We start from the raw sequence: 19,414 nt of genomic DNA, 5'->3' as shown, positions 1-19,414 counted from the left end.
TGGCATGGCAGCACAGAGCGCGACCGCATCGCGCAGCGGGTTGAGATCGGCGCTGCCGCTGCTGGCACCGGCCTATCTCTGGCTGACGGTGGCGATCTTCCTGCCGCTCTCGGCCATGGTCTTCTTCTCCTTCATGACCGAGCTGCCGCTGTCGGGAAAGCCGTGGGCGTTCACCCTTGGCAACTACGCCGCCTTCTTCTCGCAGAGTCTTTATCTGACACTGCTGCTCGCCTCGCTGCGCCTCGGCCTTGAAGTGACATTGTGGTGCATCGTTATCGGCTACCCGGCGGCCTACGTGCTTGCCAAGGTGCTGAAAGGGCGCAGCCGCGAAGCGATCTTCCTGCTGGTCATCCTGCCGTTCTGGTCGAACGGGCTGGTGCGCATCTTCTCCTGGGCAATGGTGCTGCGTGAGGGCGGCATCCTCGACACGGCGCTCAACGCCGTGCTGCCGTTCAAGATCAACATCGATCTCATGTATTCCTATCCGGCCGTCATCATCGGGCTGGTGCACTCCTACGTGCCCTATATGGTGCTGACCTGTTATCTCACCTTGCAAGCGATCGACGACTCGCTGATCGAGGCCGGCCGTTCGCTCGGCGCCTCGCGGTTGCAGGTGCTGAAGCGGGTGATCATCCCGCTGTCGATGCCCGGCCTGGTGGCGGGGGCGGCGCTGATCTTCGTTCCCGTCGTCGGTTCCTTCATGGAGCCGCGCATCCTCGGTGGCCGCACCGGCACCTTCTACGGCACCGTCATCGAGGACCAGTTCGTCGCGGTGTTCAACTGGCCGCTGGGTGCCGCGCTCTCCTTCATCCTGCTGGCCGTGGTGCTGGTCATCCTGGCGATTGCCTCGCCAGTGCTGCGGAGGGCTGCGTGATGGTGACGACGCGCATCCTCGAAGGACTTGGCCGCCTCTATATCGGACTGCTGCTCGCCTTCCTTTATCTGCCGATCATCATCATGGCGCTGATGTCGTTCAACGTCTCGCCCTTCTATCAATTGCCATTCGAATGGACGACGGAATGGTACGCGTCGCTGTGGCAGAACGACCAGCTGATTGCCGCGACCTGGAACAGCCTGGAAATTGCTGTCATCACCACGCTCATCAGCGTGGTGCTGGGCTCGGCGGCGTCGCTGGCGCTTTATCGCTATGAATTCCGCGGCAAGAAAGTGCTGCAGGCGCTGCTGTTTCCGCCGATCGCCATTCCGTGGCTGATCACCGGCACGGCGATGCTGATCTTCTTCTTCGGCGTCGGCATCGGGCGCGGCCTGTTCGCCATCCTGCTCGGCCATGTCGCGCTGGCGCTGCCCTATGTCATCGTCGTCGTCTCGGCGCGGCTGCAGACTTTCACGCCGGAGCTGGAAGAGGCGGCGCGCTCGCTCGGCGCCAACCAGTGGCAAGTGACGAACCGCGTCACGCTGCCCTGGATCATGCCCGGCGTCATTGCCGGCGGGTTGTTTGCCTTTGCCGTCTCGTTCGACCAGTTCGTCGTCTCCTATTTCCTGGCGACGCCTGGCCAGACGACACTGCCGGTCGAAATCTACGCCGCGATCCGCAAGGGCTTTACGCCCGAGATCAATGCGGTCTCGACCATCATCATTGTCGTGTCGATGGCGCTGATGCTGCTCACGGCGCGGTTCTTCAAATTCGGCGGAGAGAAATAATGGCCGGCGTGCAGGTATCTGATGTCTCCCGCAGCTTTGGCGCGCACAAGGCGCTGGACAATGTCTCCATCGATTTCGCCGATGGCGGCTTCTATGCGCTGCTTGGGCCATCCGGCAGCGGCAAGACCACGCTGCTGCGTCAGATCGCCGGCTTCGACTTTCCCGACTCCGGTCGTATTTCCATAGGCGGTGAAAGTGTCGAGCGGGTGCCGGTCGAGAAGCGGCGCATCGGCATGGTGTTCCAGAATTATGCGCTGTTCCCCAATATGAGCGTCGCCGACAATGTCGCCTTCGGCCTGTCGGTGCGCGGCGAAGCCAAGGCGGTGATTGCCACCGAAGTGCAGCGCGCGCTCGACCTCGTGCAATTGGGCAAGCTCGGCGGTCGGCGTCCGCACCAGCTCTCCGGCGGCCAGCGTCAGCGCGTCGCGCTGGCGCGCGCCATCGTCACCAAGCCGCGCGTGCTGTTGCTCGACGAGCCGCTCGGCGCGCTCGACAAGGCGCTGCGCGTCGATATGCAGATCGAGCTCAAGCGTATCCAGCGCGAGATCGGCATCACCACCATCTTCGTCACCCACGACCAGGAAGAGGCGCTGACGATGAGCGACCGCATCGGCATTTTGCGCGACGGCCGGTTGGTGCAGGAAGGGCCGCCGGAGGAAATCTACGACCGGCCGAAAAGCGAGTTTGCCGCGACTTTCCTCGGCGACGCCAACATTTTTCGCGGCGACTCGACAGGCAACGGCATCCGCCTGCCGGACGGCACGGCGATTGCGGCCGGCGCCGGTCCGACGCTTGCCGCTGGTGCCAAGGCCAGCTGTGCCGTGCGGCCCGAACGCATCCGCATCGCCACCGACGCCGGGGTTCCGGATGCTGCCAATGCCAACATGCTCAAGGGCCAGGTTTCCAAGCGCATCTTCGCCGGCAACAACAGCACGTATTTTGTCGAGCGCGCCGGCCAGACGCTGAAGGTCATCGTGCAGAACACCGGGGCCGACAGGCTGACGGAAGGGCAGGATGTGGTGCTGCGCTGGTCGCCGGAAAGTACGGTGTTGATCGCGGCGGGTTGATTGATGGCATTGACAGCTGGGGCGCTGTCCCGCCATCAGGTCGAGTAAGGCCTGGAACACACCGATGACGCTTGAGCTGACCGCACAGGACCGATCCATGCTCGACGGCGAGCAAGGCCCATCCGCGGCCGCGGCGATGAAAATCCTCGTCGCTTTCTCCAACGCCATCGGCGCAGGCGGTCTGCTCGACATATCAGGTGCCCATATCGATGGCTGCCTCTACCATGGCAAGGCCGGGCTCGATTTCGTCGAACGGCTGGTCGAGGGCGGCGGCCGCGTGCAGGTGCCGACGACGCTGAATGTCGGCTCGTTCGACCTCATCCATCCCGGCATGGTGAAGATGCCGGCGGCGGACGAGGTGCCGGCGCGGCGGCTGATGAAGGCGCATATGGAGCTAGGCTGCCAGGCGACGTTTACTTGCGCGCCGTATCAGACGCGGTTTCGGCCGGAGTTCGGCCAGCAGATCGCCTGGGGTGAATCCAACGCCATCGTCTTTGCCAATTCGGTGATCGGCGCGCGCACCAACCGCTATGGCGATTTCATCGATTTGTGCCGCGCCATGACCGGGCGCGCGCCTGCCTGGGGCCTGCATCTCAGCGAAAACCGGCGTGGCCGCATCCTGTTTGAACTGGATATCGCCGAGGCCGAACCAAGCGACAGCCTGTTCGTCGGTGTCGGTCTGATCATCGGGCAAGCCAGTGGCGACCGCATTCCGGTCATTGCAGGCCTGCAGCAGCCGCGCGATGAGGATCAGCTGAAGGCGCTGGGCGCGGCGGCCGCGACGACGGGTGCCGTGGCGCTGTTCCATGCGGTCGGCATCACGCCGGAGGCTAGGACGCTCGATGAGGCTTTTCAAGGCCACGCGCCGGAAGAGACGATCCGCATCACCCGTGCCGATCTCGATCATGCGCTTGCCAGGCTGTCGATGGTGCCTGACGGCGCGCTGCTCTCGGCGGTCTCACTGGGCACGCCGCATTTTTCGCATGAGGAGTGGATGCGCCTGTTGCCAATGCTGCGCGACGTTGCGCCGGGCAGGGGCATCCCGATCTACGTCAACACCGGTCGCGCGACGCTGACGCGGCTGCAGGAGGAGGGCGCGCTGGCCGGCATGGAGGCTTTCGGCCTGATCCCTGTCGCCGACACCTGCACCTATGTCACCTCCATCCTCGAGCGGCTCGAGGGCGTTGTCATGACCAATTCCGGCAAGTGGGCACATTACGCGCCGGGCAATATCGGCGTGACCGTCGCCTTCGCCGACATAAAGGACTGCATCCGCTCCGCGGCGGTCGGGCATGTCGTGCGGAGCGCCTCATGACGCAGCCGGTTGCAGCAGGAGCCGTCGAACGGCCGGGCACTTTCCAACTTGCCGGTGAGGCCGATGGCCTGGCTCTGGTGTTCTCGCAGCCGCTCAGCTTCTGGGGCGGTGTCGATGCCGAGACTGGTGAGATTATTGACCATTCGCATCCGGGGCTCGGCCAGAATGTCGCCGGCAAGATTCTGGTCATGCCGAGCGGGCGGGGATCGTCGTCCTCATCGTCGGTGCTGGCCGAAGCGATCCGCCGGGGCACGGCGCCGGCCGGCATTGTCTTGCAGCGTCCGGACCCGATCCTGGCGGTGGGCGCCATCGTCGCCGAGTTTCTCTACGCCATCCACATGCCGCTGGTGGTCTGCGACATTGCGGGGATTGTTTCCGGCGACCGGATCGCAATCAGCTCAGCCGATGATGGTCGGGCAATCGTCAGCGTTCAGCCAGCCATCAATCTCCCGGAGCAACGCCGCCAGTAGCCGTCGGCTAAGCGGGCGGTTCGCTGGGCAGGAACAACGCCCATTGACCGCGGAACCCGCTGCCCTCGCCAAGTCACGGTCCGCGGCTGATTTCTCCGGATCGACTGCTTGCCGCACAAACGTGCCGGTCCGGCCTGGAACATTGGCACGATATTCTAGTCCCCGCGGTTGACCGTAAACGCGTTCTCCAGCCTATAATTCTACTAAATTCATAGACTAACTGAAGGCGCCCTAAGCGCCTGTGGTATGGTCCGTGAAATCGGTGGAAAAAGGGAGCGCAGGGATGCCGAAAACAGAATCCAACCCGATCGATCTTGGCACCAAAGCAGCGGACTTCCTGCTGCCCGACGCACAGGGCGTGCTGCACCGGCTGGCCGACTTCGATGCCAGGCCGGCCTTGCTGGTCGCCTTCATCTCAAACCACTGCCCGTTCGTCGTGCTGATCCGCGAGCAGCTTGCCGCCTTCGCCAGGGATTATGCGGCCAAGGGGCTGCAGGTGGTGGCGATCAACGCCAACGACCATGAGGCGCATCCGGAGGAGACGCTCGCACGCATTGGCGAGGAGGCGGAGAAATTCGGTTATTCCTTTCCCTATCTCAAGGATGCGTCGCAGCAGACGGCGAAAGCCTATGGCGCGGCCTGCACGCCCGACTTCTTCCTGTTCGGCGCCGATCGCCGGCTCGCCTATCACGGTCAGTTCGACGATGCGCGGCCCGGCAACGGCAGACCGGTGACGGGTGCCGATCTGCGCGCTGCGGTCGATACGGTGCTAGAGGGCGGCAGGCCGGCCGCCGATCAGGTGCCGTCGATCGGCTGCAACATCAAATGGAGCGCCGGCAACGAGCCGGTTTGGTTCGCGGGTGCGGCCCGCGCCGCCTGAAGCGGCTCCAGCCTGTCTAGACCTGATCGCCGAGTAGCCATGCCCCAGCCACAACGATCCGCTTCCGACAGTCTGCACCTGCAGGCCGATGTGCTGGTGCTCGGCGGTGGGCCTTCGGCTGCCTGGGCGGCGGTCGCGGCGGCTGAAAGCGGTGCCAAGGTGGTGCTGGCCGACAAGGGTTACCTCGGCACCAGCGGCGCCACGGCACCGTCCAACACCGGCACTTGGTGCGTGCCGCCGGGCGACAACAGGCATGCCGTGGTCGAACGCCGCTGGCAGCGCACCGGCGAACTCGCCGACCAGCGCTGGATGCTGCGCTGCGTCGACACCGCCTACCACAATCTGCTCAGGCTTTCCGAATGGGGCTATCCCTTCCCGAGCGAGGAGGATGGCCGGCTGTACATCGCCAATCTGCGCGGTCCCGACTATATGCGTTTCATGCGCCGTCGTGTGTTGATGGCCGGCGTCACCGTGCTCGACCATCATCCGGCACTGGAACTGCTGTCGGATGGCGATGCCATCGTCGGCGCTTCCGGCGTTGCCAGGCAGGCGGGCCATGACTGGCGCGTCGATGCCAATGCCGTGGTGCTGGCGACCGGTGGCTGCGCCTTCCGCGAGCGCATCCTCGGCGGTACCGGCCTGACCGGCGACGGCTATCTGATGGCGGCGGAAGCCGGCGCCAGCCTGTCGGGCATGGAATTCACCGGCAAGTACACGCTGGCGCCCTATGGTTCCTCGTTGAACAAGGGGCTGCCGTTTCGCTGGGCCTCGTTCCATCGCGAGGATGGTTCACCGATCCTCGGGCCGACCGGCGAACCATTGCGCAACGGCATTGGCGACCGCGAGGAAGAGGTGGCGCGGGCGCTGATCGACGGTCCGGTCTATGCGCGGCTTGACCAGGCCGAACCGGCGCTGCAGGGTTGGCTGCGCCAGGGCCAGCCGAACTGCTTCGTGCCCTACGACCGCGCCGGCATCGATCCGTTCACCGAGCTGTTCCGCATCACGCTGCGCGCCGAGGGCACGGTGCGTGGCACCGGCGGCATCGACATCGTCTCCGACGACTGCGCCACCGGCGTGCCCGGTCTCTATGTAGCCGGCGACGCGGCCAGCCGCGAGATTATGACCGGTGCGGTGTCGGGTGGCGGCGCTGTCAATTCGTCCTGGGCGCTGGCCAGCGGCTGGTGGGCCGGCAAGGGCGCCTCGACCCATGCCAAGCGACGGACCGGCAAGGCATTCCGCAGTGCTTCGCGGCCGCTCGGTCAGGCCGGATTGCGCCCGGCGGCAACGCCTCGCGCCGACGTCGCCGCAAGCGAAGTCATCGAAGCGGTACGCAATGAGGTGACGCCGCTCAACGGAAATTTCTTTCGCACAGGCGCCGGCCTGGAGAAAAGCCGAGAGCGGCTGGAGAGCGTCTGGCGCGATGTGCGCGATCATCTGCAGGGCGAGGGGCTGGACCGGGTGCGCACACGCGAGGCGGCATCGATCGCCGCTGTCGGGCGCTGGTCGGTAGCGGCCGCCCTGCATCGCACCGAGAGTCGTGGCATGCATCGCCGAAGCGACCTGCCGGGCAAGAACGCCCTGGCGCATCGGCTGGTGATCACCGGTGTCGACCGATTCCGTATCGCCGGCGCGCCTGAACGGCTGGCGGAGCTGGCGTCATGATCGAGATCGTCTCGGCCACGCGCTGCGTCGAGTGCGACATCTGCGTCAAGGTGTGCCCGACCAATGTCTTCGACGCGACCGAGAACGGCGCGCCAATCATCGCCCGGCAGGACGACTGCCAGACCTGCTTCCTCTGCGAGATCTACTGCCCGACCGACGCGCTTTACGTGGCCGAGGTGGCGGACGGACCAACCGGCATCAGCGAGGCGGAAGTCGAGGAGCGGCTTCTGTTCGGCTCCTATGCTCGCGCGCTCGGCTGGAAGCGCGGCAAGACTGGGGGCTCGGAATTCGACCCGACGCACCGCATCCGCGTGGCGCAGTGAACCGATCGGAGACAGAAATGGACCGCATCGTCGTCAGCGACATCAAGAAGACCTTCCAGCTCAAGCCGGGGCAGTTCGTCACCGTCGACGGCGAGGCGACCGACCGCGTCACCGTGCTCGAGGGCGTCGATCTCTCCATCCGCAAGGGCGAGTTCATCACGCTGGTCGGTCCGAGCGGCTCGGGCAAGTCGGTGCTGCTCGATATCATTGGCGGGCTGACGCCGGCGACCGGCGGCGATGTCCAGCTCGACGGCAGGCGCATCACCAAGCCCGATCCGAAGACCGGCTATGTCTTCCAGCAATATGCGCTGTTTCCTTGGCGCACGGCGCTGGCCAACATCGAATATGCGCTGGAGGTTCGCGGCGTCGCCAAGGCCGAACGCACGGCCACCGCCCGGCATCTGCTGTCCCTGTTTGGCCTTGCCGGCTTCGAGGACCGTTTTCCCAACCAGCTATCCGGGGGCATGCAGCAGCGCGTGGCGATCGCGCGGGCGCTGGCCAGCAATCCGGAAGTGCTGTTGATGGACGAGCCTTTCGCGGCGCTCGACCAGCAGACGCGCGAACTGCTGCAAGGCGAGCTTTTGCGGATCTGGGGCAAGATCAAGACGACGGTCATTTTCGTCACCCACTCGATCGACGAGGCGATCTTCCTCGCCGACCGCGTGGTGGTGATGACGGCGCGGCCGGGCGCGGTGAAGGAGATCATCGATATCGATCTGCCACGGCCGCGCGACGGCGACATTCGCGCCAGCACCGCTTTCAACGATTATCGCGCCCGCGTCTGGGACGTGCTGCGTGACGAGGTCAACAAGGCGCAGAAGGACTGGACGCTGTCGCCAGCCTTCAGCCATTGAGGAGCTAGAGCCATGGCCTACCTGACCGAAAAGCTTGGCCCCGCCATCGGCTTTCGCAGTGTTGCCGGCGAGGCCGCGGTTCCGGCGAAAGTCCCCGCGATCAAGGCGCGCAGTGTTGCCGCGGGCACGAAGTTCCGGAAGAGACGGGCGCATGCCGGCACCTTCCTCTATGGCCTGCCACTGCTCGGCCTGTTCTTCCTGCTGTGGGAGATCGCGCCGCGTCTCGGCTGGCTCAATCGCATCTTCTTTCCGCCGCTGAGCGAGGTGATGGTGGCGTGGTGGAACCTGCTCGCCTCGGGCGTGCTGATCGAGCATATCGGCATCAGCCTGCAGCGCGCGGCGATCGGTTTCGCGCTCGGCGTGGTGGTGGCCATTCCACTGGGCCTGCTGATGGGCCGCTATGCGCTGTTCGAGAAGGTTTCGGACCTGCTTGTGCAGACGCTGCGCAACACCTCGCAATTCGCGCTGCTGCCGGTGTTCATCCTGCTGCTCGGCATTGGCGAGGAATCGAAGGTGGCGATCACCTTCTACTCCTCGGTGTTCTTTCTCCTCGTCAACACGATCAGCGGCGTCAAGTCGGTCGATCCGCTGCTGATCAAGGCAGCCCGCTCGATGGGTACGTCGGACTTCGATCTGTTCCGCAAAGTCATCCTGCCGGCCAGCATTCCCTCGATCGTCGCCGGCGCGCGGCTGGCGGTGAAATCCTCGCTGTTCGCGGTGATCGGCGCCGAGATGCTGGCGGCCAAATCCGGCCTCGGTTTCCTCATCCAGAACTCGCAGCTGATGATGGAAACAGCCGACATGTATGCCGGCATCCTGACGCTCACCGTCATCGGGCTGACGGTCAACTACCTGCTCGTCTGGTTCGAACGCTGGGCAACCGCCTGGAAGGGCCAGTCCGAGTCTTCGCTCATTTAAGCCACCCATTCATTCCAATCAGGAAGGATTTTTCACATGACCAGCATCGCATTCGATGGACTTCGCCGACTGCTCCTGAAGGGCGCCATAGCCGTCGTCATCGGCCTCGGCGGCATGCCTGCCTTCGCGCAGGACATGCCCGATGTCATCCGCATCGGCAGCACCGCGCCCGGGCATCTCAAATTCATCCTTGCCCAGAAGGATGGCTGGTGGGAAAAGGAATTCTCCAAGGACGGCATCAAGGTCGAACTGGTGACCTTCAATGGCGGCTCGGAGGCGACGACAGCGCTGGCCACCGGCGCCATCGAGTTCACCTACACCGGCAACAACCCGGCGCTGCGCGTTGCGGCGTCCGGCGCCGACGTCAAGCTGATCGGCCTGTCGAGCTATGTGAAGGCTGGCGGCTCCTACATCGTCGTCAAGACCGACTCGCCGCTGAAGACGCTGCAGGACCTCAAGGGCAAGAAGGTTGCCTATCTCACCGGCACGGTGCGGCATTCGAATTTCAGCAAGGCGCTGAACAGCGTCGGCCTGACGACGAATGATGTGGAGGGACTGAACCTGCCGTTCGAGGCGTCGGGACCGGCGCTGTTGCGCGGTGACATCGACGCCATCGTCGAGACCGACTCGACGGCAGCCAAGCTGGTCGATACCGGCGAGGCGCGCGTGCTGTTCGACACCGGCACCCATCCGGAATGGAACGTGCCCAACGTCATCTCGGTCAATGGCGCCTTTGCGGCGAAATATCCCGAGCTGGTCAAGCGGCTGCTAAAGGTCGATATCGAGATTTCGCGCTGGGCCGACGCGCATCCCGAGGACACGATCAAGACCTTTGTCGAGGCGACCAAATCGTCGGAAAAATCCGTGCGCAAGACATATGCCGATGGCGTGTTCCACCAGGATCCGAAACTCACCGACGACGCGATCGCCGCCTTGCAGGGCGAGGAAAAATTCATGGCCGGTGCCGGGCTGCTGAAGGGCTCGATCGACTACGGCAAATGGGTCGACAAGAGCTTTGTCGACGGCGCCGCAGCGGAAGTCGCTGCCGTCCAGTAGGCCGGAAATATCGAGCGGGCGCTTCGCAGCGCTGCCCCGTTCTGCCGGATCAAATCTCCGGGATGTTTTCCTTGAAGATCACCTGCAGTCTCGGCTGGTGCAGTTCATAGGGCAATCCCCGGACCGCATGGGTCAAGGTGTTGAGCGCCTCACGCGCCTCGACGCGCGGGTTCTGGTCGATGACCGCGTCGAGCGTGCCGTCGAGCAGCAGGTCCTTGGTACCGTCCGTCACCTCATGGCCGAGGAAGACCATGGATTGCGCGCGGCCGCGCTCCTTGAGCGCGCGTGCGATGCCGGTGTTGCCGGCGCCGACATTGTAGATCGCGGCAAGGTCGGGGTGGCGGTCCAGAAGCGCTGATGCCTCCGAATAGGCCTTCTCGCGGTCGTCGAGCATTTCGCGCATTTCGACAATCTCCAGATTGGGCGATTCCTCGGTCAATATGTGTCGGAATCCCATCTCGCGCTCCTCATGGCCGCGATAGGACAGCGAGCCGGCGAACAGCGCCACCTTGCCGGGGCGTTCCGACCCCATGAAACGGTTGAGCAGATAGCCGGCCAGCCGCCCGGCGGCGCGGTTGTCGATGCCGATATAGGCGACCCTCGGCACATGCAGGATGTCGGAGGCGATGGTCACCACCTTGATGTCGTTGGCCGACAGCGAGCGGATCGCCTCGCGCACCGTCGGATGGTCGAGCGCGATGACGCCGACGCCTTGCGTCTGTCCGCGCAAATCCTGCAGCAGGCGGGCGAGCCGGTCGGGATTGAAGCCTTCTATGGTGGCGATGTGGACGTCGAGATCCGGCCGCGCCAAAGCCTGCGCCTCGATGTGCCGATGCAGCATCTTGATGAAGGAATTGGTGCCGGCCGGCAGCGCGAAGTCGAGCCGGATGACCTCGCCGTGCAAAGCGCGCGGCGGCACCCCGTTCGGGCTTTCGGCGATGTAGCCGAGGCGCTGCGCCATTTCGAGCACGATTTCGCGGGTGCGCGCCCGCACGCCGGGCCGGTTGTTGAGCACGCGGTCGACGGTGGCGGCGGAAACGCCGGCTTCCCGGGCTATGTCAGTCAGGGTGGAACGCACCGTCTTTCATCTCCTCAACGCATCAGGATCACGCAATGCCGGCAGCCGGCCTGATGGCCACGACTCCTCGCCATCGGCGATTCTGATGGGAAATGATGTATCCGGCCTTGGCCGAAGCGCAAGCCGTCCGGCTAAATCAGCTCGGCTGGCACGGCTATTTCGGGACGGGAAGATACATTTCCCATCAAATCGAGGCATCTGGAGCGGTATATGGACCCCGGTATGACGCATTTCCTCGCCCCATTGCGATGTTGTGAGGTGTTTTGATTATTTATGATGTTGACAGCCTTCCGATCCTGCCGTCAATATCCCTCATGGGCTCGTGGAGGAAACGTGAGCCCTGAGGGAGGAAACCCAATGTCTGATCTGATCCGCATATCGCGACGCCGGTTGCTGGCGTCCGGAGGAAAGGCGGCAGTGTTCGTAGCCGCCACAGGTATCGCACCGCAATTCATTCGCCCCGGCCGTGCCTTCGCCGCCGACGCACTGGCGCCGGGCATGATCGGCGGCCCGACCGGCTTCGAGGGCGCCGAGCGCTATCAATATGGCGCCGATACGCCGGAAGGCCGCGCCATCGAGGCGGCCAAGGCGCTGAAGGGAGCCGGCAAGGCGCCGGCGAAGATCGTCCTCGGCCTGTCGGATGGCTCGATCGGCCAGCTGACGCAGCCTTTCCCGGCCGGCGCGCCGTCGATCAAGGAATTGTGGGAAAAAGAGACCGGCATTCCGATCGAAATCGTCGGCCTGCCGAACGGCCAGGAATTCACCAAGACGATGCAGGACATCTCCACCAAGGGTGGGGCCTACGACATCTATTCGACCGAATGGAACCGCCTCGGCGACCTCGCCGAAACCGGCGGCATCGCCAAGCTCGACGACTTCGTTGCGCAGTACAAGCCTGAATGGGACGATCCCAAGACCGGCTATGTCGACGGCGCCAAGGGCGTGTCGCTGCTCAACAAATATCGCGGCTCGAACTATGGCGTGTCGCTTGACGGCGACTTCCAGACCTGGGTCTACCGCACCGACCTGTTCGGCGACGCAGCCGAACAGAAGGCCTTCAAGGACAAATACGGCTACGATCTGGCGCCGCCGAAAACCTGGAAACAGCACGGCGATATCGCCGCCTTCTTCCAGCGCCCGGACAAGGGCCTGTTCGGCTCGACCGACCTGCGCAACCAGGGCTGGGGCTACACCAATTGGTACCAGCGCTATGTCTCGATGGCCTCGCCCAACCAGTTCCTGTTCGGCGACGACGGCAAGCCGCTGATCAATTCCGAACACGGCATCGCCGCCACCAACGAATATGTCGGCTCGCTTGCTCACCACTCGCCGGATGCGATCTCGTGGGGCTGGCCGGAGCAGTATGGCAATTTCGCCAAGGGCGGTGCGGCGATGACCTGCGCCTTCTCCAACCTGCCGAAATTCCTCGACAATGCCGGCAACAAGGATTCGGCCGTCACCGGCAAGATCGGCTCGATGCTGCCGCCCGGCCGCGAGATCGACGGCAAGCTGATCAGCCGATCGGTGCTGTGGTTCTCGCTGACCGGCATGGTCTCGTCGCAGTCCAAGAACCAGGAGGTCGCCTATCTCCTGCTGCAATGGCTGGGCTCGGCCCGCATCTATGCCTGGATGAGCGCCAACCCCGGCGGCTATCTCGATCCGTTCCGGCTTTCGGATTTCTCCGATCCGCTGGTGCGCCAGACCTATCACGCCTACCACATGGACGTGGTGCGCGAGACGGTCGCCCGCACGGTGCCGACCATCAACTATCCCGGCGCCACCGCCTTCCACAATGCGCTCGACGAAAACCTCATGGCTTCACTGACCAAGGCCAAGACATCGGAGCAAGCGATGGCCGACACCGAGACCGAGTGGAAGAAGATCGCCCGGCGCATCGGTGAGGACAAATTGCTCGAAGCCATCAGAACCAACAAGGAGGCCTGGCCGACCGTTCTCGATCCGATCAGCTGATCCGTCTCCCTGGATCAGAGCCGGAGGGGAGGGGCGAAAGCTCTTCCCCTCCGCACTCAACGCCACCAGCAAAAGCAGCCAGATGAAGCGTTCCGTTCCTTTCGAGATATTCCGCTACGCCGCGATCCTCGCGGCGATGGCGGTGACGCTGGTGCCGATCCTGTGGATGGTGTCGATGGCCTTCAAGCCGATCGCCGAATGGTCGGCGACGGGTGCCGACCTGACATGGTGGCCGAAGAACCCGACGCTCAGCAATTTCCGCTTCGTGTTCGGCGAATCCACCAACAGCCTGATCGTGGCGCTCGACCGCACGGCGCTGAAGCCGATCCTGTCGTCGCTGCTGTCGGCGGTGTTCGGCACCGCGATCGCCATGTCGGCGGGCACGGCGGCGGCCTATGGGCTGTCGCGCTTCGGCTCCGGACAGAACCTGCCGCTGGCACTGATCCAGCTCCGGTTGTTTCCGCCGATGGCGGTGATGATCCCGGTGATGATCATGTGGGCGTTCCTGAACTTCACCGACAGCTGGTGGGGCCTGGCATTGATCTATGGCATCGTCACCTTGCCGTTCGCCTTCTGGCTGATGAAGACCTTCTTCGACGACATGCCGCGCGAGATCGAGGAGGCAGCACTTGTCGAAGGCTGCTCGCGGCTGCGCGTCTTCACCCGCATCACGCTGCCGATGATGCGTGCACCGCTCGCCAGTGCTGCATTGTTCGTCTTCATCCTCAACTGGTCGGACTATCTGATCGCGCTGCTTCTGACGACGCGCGAATGGGTGACGATCCCGGTCTACATGGCCTCGCTGTCGTCCTCGATGACCGGCCAGCTCTACGGCGCCAAGGCAGCGCTCGGGCTCATCGCCGCCGTGCCGCCCGTCATCATGGGCATCGCCATCCAGCGTCATCTGGTGCGCGGTCTGACCTTCGGGGCGCTCAAGCAATGAGCGCGGTGACCGTGACTGTTTCGGAGGACGAGATGGGCGCCGCGCCTGCAAAGCCGGCCCTGCGGGACGAAGGCGCCCGGCTGGGCTTCCGGCTGACGCTGCCGGCGCAGATACTGGTGCTGTTCATCTCGGTCTTTCCGCTGCTGATGCAGCTCTACATCAGCGTCACCGACTGGTCGCCGCTGTCGGGCCTCGGCTGGTGGAATGCCTGGGAGATGTGGAACAGCTTTGCCAACTACACCGATCTCGCTGCCGATGCCCGCTTCTGGAGCGCGTTGAAGCGCACGGCCATCGTCATGGTCGTCTGCGTGCCGGCGGAGTTCCTGGGTCTCGCGCTGGCGACGCTGTTCGCCGACGATTTTCCCGGCAAGCGCATCTTCTATTCGATCCTGCTGATGCCGATGATGGTGGTGCCGGCGGTGGCCGGCTACATGTTCTTCATGCTGTTCCAGTCGGGCGGCCCGGTGAACGACATCCTGTCCGCCCTATCAGGCACGCAGGTCACCATCGCCTGGCTGTCGGACCCGACGCTGGCGCTGATCGCGGTGATGATTGCCGATATCTGGCAGTGGACGCCGCTGATGTTCCTCATCCTGCTCGCCGGCCTGGTCGGCGTGCCGGAGGACCAGATCAAGGCGGCGACCTTGCTCGGCGCCAATCCGTGGCAGCGCTTCGTCACCATCGTGCTGCCGAAGATGAAGACCATCATCATCATCGCGCTGGCGATCCGCGTGATCGAGAATTTCAAGATCTTCGACACGCTCTACATCATGACCGGCGGCGGCCCCGGCGTCGCCACGGAAACGATCTCCGTCTACATCTACAAGGTCACCACACAGGACCTGATCTGGGGCTATGTCGCGGCCATCGCGCTCGCCATCCTGATCGTGCTGTCCATCGTTGCCGTTTTCGCCATGAAGCGAATGGCGCGGGCAAGGCAGGTGGCGGCATGAGCGCGATCCAACTGCGCAACCTCACCAAGACATTCGGCGACTTCACCGCGCTGAAGACCATGGACCTCGATATAGCGGACGGCGAGTTCATGGCGCTGCTCGGGCCATCGGGCTGCGGCAAGTCGACGACGATGAACATGATAGCCGGCATGGAAGAGCCGACCAGCGGCAGGATCCTGTTTGGCGAGCGCGACATGGCCGGGGTGCCGATGGGCCGGCGCGGTGTCGGCTTTGTCTTCCAGAACTACGCCATCTTCACCCATATGACGGTGCGGCAGAACCTCGCCTACGGGCCGAGGATGCGCGGTGCCGCCAAAGCCGAGATCGACCGCCGCGTCGGCGCCATCGCCGAACTGCTGCAACTGACGCCGCTGCTCGACCGCAAGGCGGATAGGCTGTCGGTCAACATCTTGCAGCGCGTGGCGATCGGCCGCTCGGCGATCATGGAGCCGGCGATCTTCCTGCTCGACGAGCCGCTGTCCAATGTCGATGCGGCGTTCCGGGCGGTCATGCGCACCGAGTTGAAACAGCTGCAGCGCCAGTTCAGGCAGACCATGGTCTATGTCACCCACGACCAGCTCGAAGCCATGACCATGGCCGACCGCATCGCCGTCATGGACCATGGTGTGCTGCAGCAGGTCGGCACGCCGCTCGAAGTCTACAACAATCCGGTCAATGTCTTCGTCGCCCGCTTCATCGGTGCGCCGGGCATGAACCTGCTCAAGGGCAAGCCGGCGGAGAGCGATCGCGGGCTGGTCGTCGATCTCGGGCCGCTGGGCATCACGCCGCCGCTGCCGGATGAACTGGCGGCGAGCTTGCGCGGCGCGCGCGGCGACCTGCTTTACGGTTTCCGGCCGGAGCAGGTGGCGCTGGCGCAAGATGGGCGCGGGCTTGCCATGCCTGTCACCTTCGTCGAGCGCATCGGTGCGCGCACCATCGTCCATCTCGGTGAGGGCGAGGGCGCCGTCAAAGCGGTCTTCGACAATGATGTCGGGCTGGCGATCGGGCAAACCGCAATTGTCGCCCCTGACGCGTCGTCGGTACGTGTCTTCGATGCCGCCTCTGGTGTTGCGATGAAGGCAGGTTGAGATGGCTGACATCGTCTTTCGCAATGTGACCAAGCGCTACGGCAACACACTCGCCGTCGACGACGCCTCGTTCACCGTCAACGACAACGAGTTCTTCTGCTTCTTCGGGCCGCCGCTGTCGGGCAAGTCGACGATCCTGCGCCTGGTGCTCGGGCTGGAGGCACCGGACACCGGCGAAATCCTTATCGGCGGCAGACCGGTCAACGCGATGTCGCCGGCCGAGCGCAATGTGGCGATGGTGTTCCAGAACTTGGCGCTGTTCCCCCATATGAGCGCGCTCGACAATGTGCGCTTTCCGCTGGTCGAACGCGGCGTTGCGGAGCTCCGGATCAAAAAGCGCGTCGCCGATGTCGCCGCCAAGCTGCATATCGGCCACATCCTGCACAAGCCGCCGGCGCAGCTCTCGGGCGGCGAGCGGCAGCGTGTGGCGATCGCGCGTGCGCTGGTGCGCGACCCCAACGCCTATCTGATGGATGACCCGATCTCGGCGCTCGATGCGCGGCTGCGCGAGGAGACGCGCGTCGAGCTGAAGCGCATCCAGCGCGAGCTCGGCAAGACGCTGATCTATGTCACCCACGACCAGGAAGAGGCGATGTCGATCGCCGACCGCATCGCCATATTGGAGAATGGCAGGATCAGGCAGATCGGCGCGCCGGCCGAGATCTATGACCGCCCGGCCAGCACCTATGTGGCGCGGCTGCTCGGTTCGCCTGTCATGAACATCCTCAAATCGGCCAGGGGCGAGGGCGGCGTTGAGGCGGCCGAAGGCACGATCCGCATTGCCGACAAGACTGCTCCCGCCGACGCTGTCGAGATCGGGCTGAGACCGGAAGACATCAAGGTCAATCCGTGGGCGGACGGGGGCTCGGGCCGCCCGGCGCGGGTGTTCGAGGTCGAGCCGCTTGGCGGCTACACCGTCGTGACACTCGCCGCCGGGCAGGCGCGGCTGAAGGCGCTGTTGCGCGGCCAGCCTGACGTCAGGCCGGATGCGATGGTAGCGATATCCTGCGAGCCGGCACGCGTGCATTATTTCGGACAGAGCGGGGGAGCGCTGGCACGATGACTGCGGCCGTGAGCAAAGAATTTCGGGAGGACGATATGACTGCCAAAGGCTTCGAGCCGGACGTGAAGGTCCGCACCAAGGAATACAGGATCGGCTGCGTCGGGGCAGGCATGATCATGGCCGAGTGCCATCTCGCCGCTTACAAGGAAGCCGGGTTTCCGGTGGTGGCGATCGCCTCGCGCACCCCGGCGAATGCGCAGAAGGTCGCGACACGCTGGGGCATCCCGACCGTGCACAACACGCCGGAACAGCTGATCGAGGACACCAATGTCGAGATCATCGACCTGGCCTTTCCGCCCGACCTGCAGCCGGCGCTGATCCGCCATGCGCTGAAGCAGAAGCACATCAAGGCGATCCTGGCGCAGAAGCCCTTGGCGCTGTCGGTCGAGGAAGCCGTCAAGCTGCGCGACGAGGCGGCGAAGGCCGGCAAGATCCTCTCGGTCAACCAGAACATGCGCTACGACCAGTCGATGCGAGTCCTGAAGCAGATTATGGACAGCGGCGCGCTCGGCGACATCGTCTTCGCGCAGATCGACATGCATGCCATCCCGCACTGGCAGACCTTTCTCGAGGATTACGACCGGCTGACGCTCGCCAATATGAGCGTGCACCATCTCGACGTGCTGCGCTTCCTGTTCGGCGATCCCGATGAGATCACGACACTCACCCGCAAAGACCCGCGCACGACATTCGACCATCTGGACGGCATCACCGTCTCGACGCTGCGCTTCCCATCCGGCGTTCTCGCCGTGTCGCTGGAGGATGTCTGGTCCGGACCGCGCCAGGACGGCTACAAGGACGACCAGCATATCAACTGGCGTGTCGACGGCACCAAGGGCGTCGCCAAGGGCACGATCGGCTGGCCGACAGGGGCGGCCTCGACGCTGACCTATGCCTCGGCCGAGACGACCGGCGGCGAATGGGTCAGCCCAAGCTGGGACACGATGTGGTTCCCGCATGCCTTCATCGGCGTCATGGAGCAGCTGCAGCACGCGGTGAAGACCGGCACGCCGCCGGCGCTCTCCGTCGCCGACAACGTCAAGACCATGGCGCTGGTCGAGGCGGGCTACCGCTCGATGGCGTCAGGCCGCACGGTCAAGCTTTCCGAAATCGCTATCTGATCACCGCAACTGAAACACCAGACAACTGAATCGCTTACAGGGAGGAATTCACACCATGATGCAGGCAGGTATTTTCACGGGCTATTTCCCGTACGGCCTCGAAGAGACGGCGAAGAAGATCCGCGGCCTCGGTTTCAACACGGTGCAGCTCGACCTGCACTTCAAGGATGTCGACCTGTCGGCTGGGCAGATCACCAAGGACAAGGCGAAGAAGGTGCGCGACGTCTTCCGCGACCACAATCTGCCGGTCTGCTGCGTGTCGGGCTACACCAACATCATCCATCCCGACAAGGCCGAGCGCGACAAGCGCGTCGGCTATCTTAAGGAGATCATCCGCAACGCCCGCCATTTCGGCTCGCCTTATGTGATCTCGGAAACCGGCACCTACAACACCGAATCCGACTGGGTGCATCACCCCAAGAACAAGACCGAGGAAGGTTTCGAGGAATGCCGCAAGGTGATCGCCGACCTCGCGCAGACGGCCTACGACCATGGCGCGGTCTTCCTGCTCGAAACCTATGTCAACAACGTCGTCGGCTCGGTCGAGGAGACGGTGAAGCTGTTCGCGCAGGTCGACCATCCCGGCCTTGGCCTGCTGATGGACCCGACCAACTATTTCGAGACGCACAACATCGACAGGATGGACCAGATCCTGAACCAGGTGTTCGACACGCTGACCGACAAGATCAAAATCGCCCACGCCAAGGACGTCAAGCGCTCGGGCGACGACAAGTCGGAGAAGCACGCCGATATCGGCGACGCCGATGCGATGGAAAGCCACACCTTCCGCGGCGTTGGCGAGATCGAACTGCCGGCGCCCGGCCTCGGCTCGCTGAATTACGATCTCTACCTCAAGCGGCTGGCGGAGAAGCATCCGAACATCCCGGTCATCATCGAGCATCTCTCGGAAGACGACGTGCCCCGCGCCAAGACATTCCTCGACGGGAAGTTCCGCGCCAACGGCCTGTGATGATCACGCCGCGCTGCCCG

At 64.1% G+C, this 19,414-nt stretch carries 19 protein-coding genes; 18 read left to right on the top strand and 1 reads right to left on the bottom strand.

All coding sequences use genetic code 11. The features are described 5' to 3' along the window. The first annotated feature begins 4 nt into the window (after positions 1-4). From AC1D05_RS20525 to AC1D05_RS20475, 11 genes are all read left to right on the top strand, one after another. Entirely contained in the window at positions 5-874 is an 870-nt protein-coding gene (locus tag AC1D05_RS20525) for an ABC transporter permease (RefSeq protein ID WP_477443439.1), read from the top strand. Continuing rightward, positions 874-1,662, top strand: coding sequence for an ABC transporter permease (locus tag AC1D05_RS20520; RefSeq protein ID WP_477443437.1), 789 nt, complete (start codon positions 874-876; stop codon positions 1,660-1,662). Before AC1D05_RS20525 ends, AC1D05_RS20520 begins: the two co-directional genes overlap by 1 nt. Beyond that, on the top strand, positions 1,662-2,729 hold the full coding sequence (locus tag AC1D05_RS20515; protein WP_477443435.1) for an ABC transporter ATP-binding protein: 1,068 nt from the start codon (positions 1,662-1,664) through the stop codon (positions 2,727-2,729). Before AC1D05_RS20520 ends, AC1D05_RS20515 begins: the two co-directional genes overlap by 1 nt. A gap of 64 nt (positions 2,730-2,793) precedes the next feature. Beyond that, the gene (locus AC1D05_RS20510; RefSeq protein ID WP_477443433.1) at positions 2,794-4,044 is read left to right on the top strand and encodes an aconitase X; all 1,251 of its coding nucleotides are present in this window, start codon (positions 2,794-2,796) and stop codon (positions 4,042-4,044) included. After that, on the top strand, positions 4,041-4,514 hold the full coding sequence (locus AC1D05_RS20505; protein WP_477443432.1) for an aconitase X swivel domain-containing protein: 474 nt from the start codon (positions 4,041-4,043) through the stop codon (positions 4,512-4,514). The genes AC1D05_RS20510 and AC1D05_RS20505 overlap by 4 nt, the downstream gene beginning before the upstream one ends. Positions 4,515-4,797: 283 nt before the next feature. Beyond that, positions 4,798-5,394, top strand: a complete 597-nt coding sequence (locus AC1D05_RS20500) for a thioredoxin family protein (RefSeq protein WP_477443430.1) — start codon at positions 4,798-4,800, stop codon at positions 5,392-5,394. Positions 5,395-5,433: 39 nt separating this feature from the next. Further along, the gene (locus AC1D05_RS20495; RefSeq protein WP_477443428.1) at positions 5,434-7,056 is read left to right on the top strand and encodes an FAD-binding protein; all 1,623 of its coding nucleotides are present in this window, start codon (positions 5,434-5,436) and stop codon (positions 7,054-7,056) included. Beyond that, on the top strand, positions 7,053-7,379 hold the full coding sequence (locus AC1D05_RS20490; protein WP_477443426.1) for a 4Fe-4S binding protein: 327 nt from the start codon (positions 7,053-7,055) through the stop codon (positions 7,377-7,379). The genes AC1D05_RS20495 and AC1D05_RS20490 overlap by 4 nt, the downstream gene beginning before the upstream one ends. Before the next feature lie 17 nt (positions 7,380-7,396). Beyond that, complete coding sequence (locus AC1D05_RS20485) at positions 7,397-8,233, top strand: ABC transporter ATP-binding protein (RefSeq protein WP_477443424.1); 837 nt, start codon at positions 7,397-7,399, stop codon at positions 8,231-8,233. A 12-nt stretch (positions 8,234-8,245) separates the two neighbouring features. Then, the gene (locus tag AC1D05_RS20480) at positions 8,246-9,151 is read left to right on the top strand and encodes an ABC transporter permease (protein WP_477443422.1); all 906 of its coding nucleotides are present in this window, start codon (positions 8,246-8,248) and stop codon (positions 9,149-9,151) included. Positions 9,152-9,187: 36 nt separating this feature from the next. Then, on the top strand, positions 9,188-10,207 hold the full coding sequence (locus tag AC1D05_RS20475) for an aliphatic sulfonate ABC transporter substrate-binding protein (protein WP_477443420.1): 1,020 nt from the start codon (positions 9,188-9,190) through the stop codon (positions 10,205-10,207). A 49-nt stretch (positions 10,208-10,256) separates the two neighbouring features. On the opposite strand, the gene AC1D05_RS20470 is transcribed toward AC1D05_RS20475, so the two are convergent. Further along, on the bottom strand, positions 10,257-11,285 hold the full coding sequence (locus AC1D05_RS20470; protein WP_477443418.1) for a LacI family DNA-binding transcriptional regulator: 1,029 nt from the start codon (positions 11,283-11,285) through the stop codon (positions 10,257-10,259). A 357-nt stretch (positions 11,286-11,642) separates the two neighbouring features. On the opposite strand from AC1D05_RS20470, the gene AC1D05_RS20465 reads away from it, so the two are divergent. From AC1D05_RS20465 to AC1D05_RS20435, 7 genes are all read left to right on the top strand, one after another. Beyond that, positions 11,643-13,256, top strand: a complete 1,614-nt coding sequence (locus AC1D05_RS20465; RefSeq protein ID WP_477443416.1) for an extracellular solute-binding protein — start codon at positions 11,643-11,645, stop codon at positions 13,254-13,256. An 82-nt stretch (positions 13,257-13,338) separates the two neighbouring features. Continuing rightward, entirely contained in the window at positions 13,339-14,199 is an 861-nt protein-coding gene (locus tag AC1D05_RS20460) for a carbohydrate ABC transporter permease (RefSeq protein WP_023769530.1), read from the top strand. After that, positions 14,196-15,152, top strand: coding sequence for a carbohydrate ABC transporter permease (locus AC1D05_RS20455; protein WP_477443414.1), 957 nt, complete (start codon positions 14,196-14,198; stop codon positions 15,150-15,152). Before AC1D05_RS20460 ends, AC1D05_RS20455 begins: the two co-directional genes overlap by 4 nt. Continuing rightward, positions 15,149-16,240 (top strand): ABC transporter ATP-binding protein, encoded by a 1,092-nt coding sequence (locus tag AC1D05_RS20450; RefSeq protein ID WP_477443412.1) that lies wholly within the window; start codon positions 15,149-15,151, stop codon positions 16,238-16,240. The genes AC1D05_RS20455 and AC1D05_RS20450 overlap by 4 nt, the downstream gene beginning before the upstream one ends. A gap of 1 nt (position 16,241) precedes the next feature. Further along, positions 16,242-17,303 carry an ABC transporter ATP-binding protein gene (locus AC1D05_RS20445; protein WP_477443410.1) on the top strand — a complete coding sequence of 354 codons (1,062 nt, stop codon included), beginning with the start codon at positions 16,242-16,244 and terminating at the stop codon, positions 17,301-17,303. 35 nt (positions 17,304-17,338) lie between these two features. Next, entirely contained in the window at positions 17,339-18,424 is a 1,086-nt protein-coding gene (locus AC1D05_RS20440) for a Gfo/Idh/MocA family protein (protein WP_477443408.1), read from the top strand. A 55-nt stretch (positions 18,425-18,479) separates the two neighbouring features. Then, positions 18,480-19,394 carry a sugar phosphate isomerase/epimerase family protein gene (locus tag AC1D05_RS20435; RefSeq protein WP_477443407.1) on the top strand — a complete coding sequence of 305 codons (915 nt, stop codon included), beginning with the start codon at positions 18,480-18,482 and terminating at the stop codon, positions 19,392-19,394. The last annotated feature ends 20 nt before the right edge of the window (positions 19,395-19,414 follow it).

The organism is Mesorhizobium sp. P2_E9 (genome assembly GCF_056403815.1).
Note: the sequence above shows the minus strand (reverse complement) of the source record. Positions and strands in the feature narration are given on the sequence as shown.

Coding starts and splice junctions, on each gene's coding strand:
- AC1D05_RS20460 (WP_023769530.1), top strand. CDS start 13,339: ATGAAGCGTTCCGTTCCTTTCGAGATATTCCGCTACGCCGCGATCCTC.
- AC1D05_RS20500 (WP_477443430.1), top strand. CDS start 4,798: ATGCCGAAAACAGAATCCAACCCGATCGATCTTGGCACCAAAGCAGCG.
- AC1D05_RS20525 (WP_477443439.1), top strand. CDS start 5: ATGGCAGCACAGAGCGCGACCGCATCGCGCAGCGGGTTGAGATCGGCG.
- AC1D05_RS20485 (WP_477443424.1), top strand. CDS start 7,397: ATGGACCGCATCGTCGTCAGCGACATCAAGAAGACCTTCCAGCTCAAG.
- AC1D05_RS20445 (WP_477443410.1), top strand. CDS start 16,242: ATGGCTGACATCGTCTTTCGCAATGTGACCAAGCGCTACGGCAACACA.
- AC1D05_RS20435 (WP_477443407.1), top strand. CDS start 18,480: ATGATGCAGGCAGGTATTTTCACGGGCTATTTCCCGTACGGCCTCGAA.
- AC1D05_RS20455 (WP_477443414.1), top strand. CDS start 14,196: ATGAGCGCGGTGACCGTGACTGTTTCGGAGGACGAGATGGGCGCCGCG.
- AC1D05_RS20520 (WP_477443437.1), top strand. CDS start 874: ATGGTGACGACGCGCATCCTCGAAGGACTTGGCCGCCTCTATATCGGA.
- AC1D05_RS20450 (WP_477443412.1), top strand. CDS start 15,149: ATGAGCGCGATCCAACTGCGCAACCTCACCAAGACATTCGGCGACTTC.
- AC1D05_RS20515 (WP_477443435.1), top strand. CDS start 1,662: ATGGCCGGCGTGCAGGTATCTGATGTCTCCCGCAGCTTTGGCGCGCAC.
- AC1D05_RS20495 (WP_477443428.1), top strand. CDS start 5,434: ATGCCCCAGCCACAACGATCCGCTTCCGACAGTCTGCACCTGCAGGCC.
- AC1D05_RS20510 (WP_477443433.1), top strand. CDS start 2,794: ATGACGCTTGAGCTGACCGCACAGGACCGATCCATGCTCGACGGCGAG.
- AC1D05_RS20465 (WP_477443416.1), top strand. CDS start 11,643: ATGTCTGATCTGATCCGCATATCGCGACGCCGGTTGCTGGCGTCCGGA.
- AC1D05_RS20505 (WP_477443432.1), top strand. CDS start 4,041: ATGACGCAGCCGGTTGCAGCAGGAGCCGTCGAACGGCCGGGCACTTTC.
- AC1D05_RS20475 (WP_477443420.1), top strand. CDS start 9,188: ATGACCAGCATCGCATTCGATGGACTTCGCCGACTGCTCCTGAAGGGC.
- AC1D05_RS20490 (WP_477443426.1), top strand. CDS start 7,053: ATGATCGAGATCGTCTCGGCCACGCGCTGCGTCGAGTGCGACATCTGC.
- AC1D05_RS20440 (WP_477443408.1), top strand. CDS start 17,339: ATGACTGCCAAAGGCTTCGAGCCGGACGTGAAGGTCCGCACCAAGGAA.
- AC1D05_RS20480 (WP_477443422.1), top strand. CDS start 8,246: ATGGCCTACCTGACCGAAAAGCTTGGCCCCGCCATCGGCTTTCGCAGT.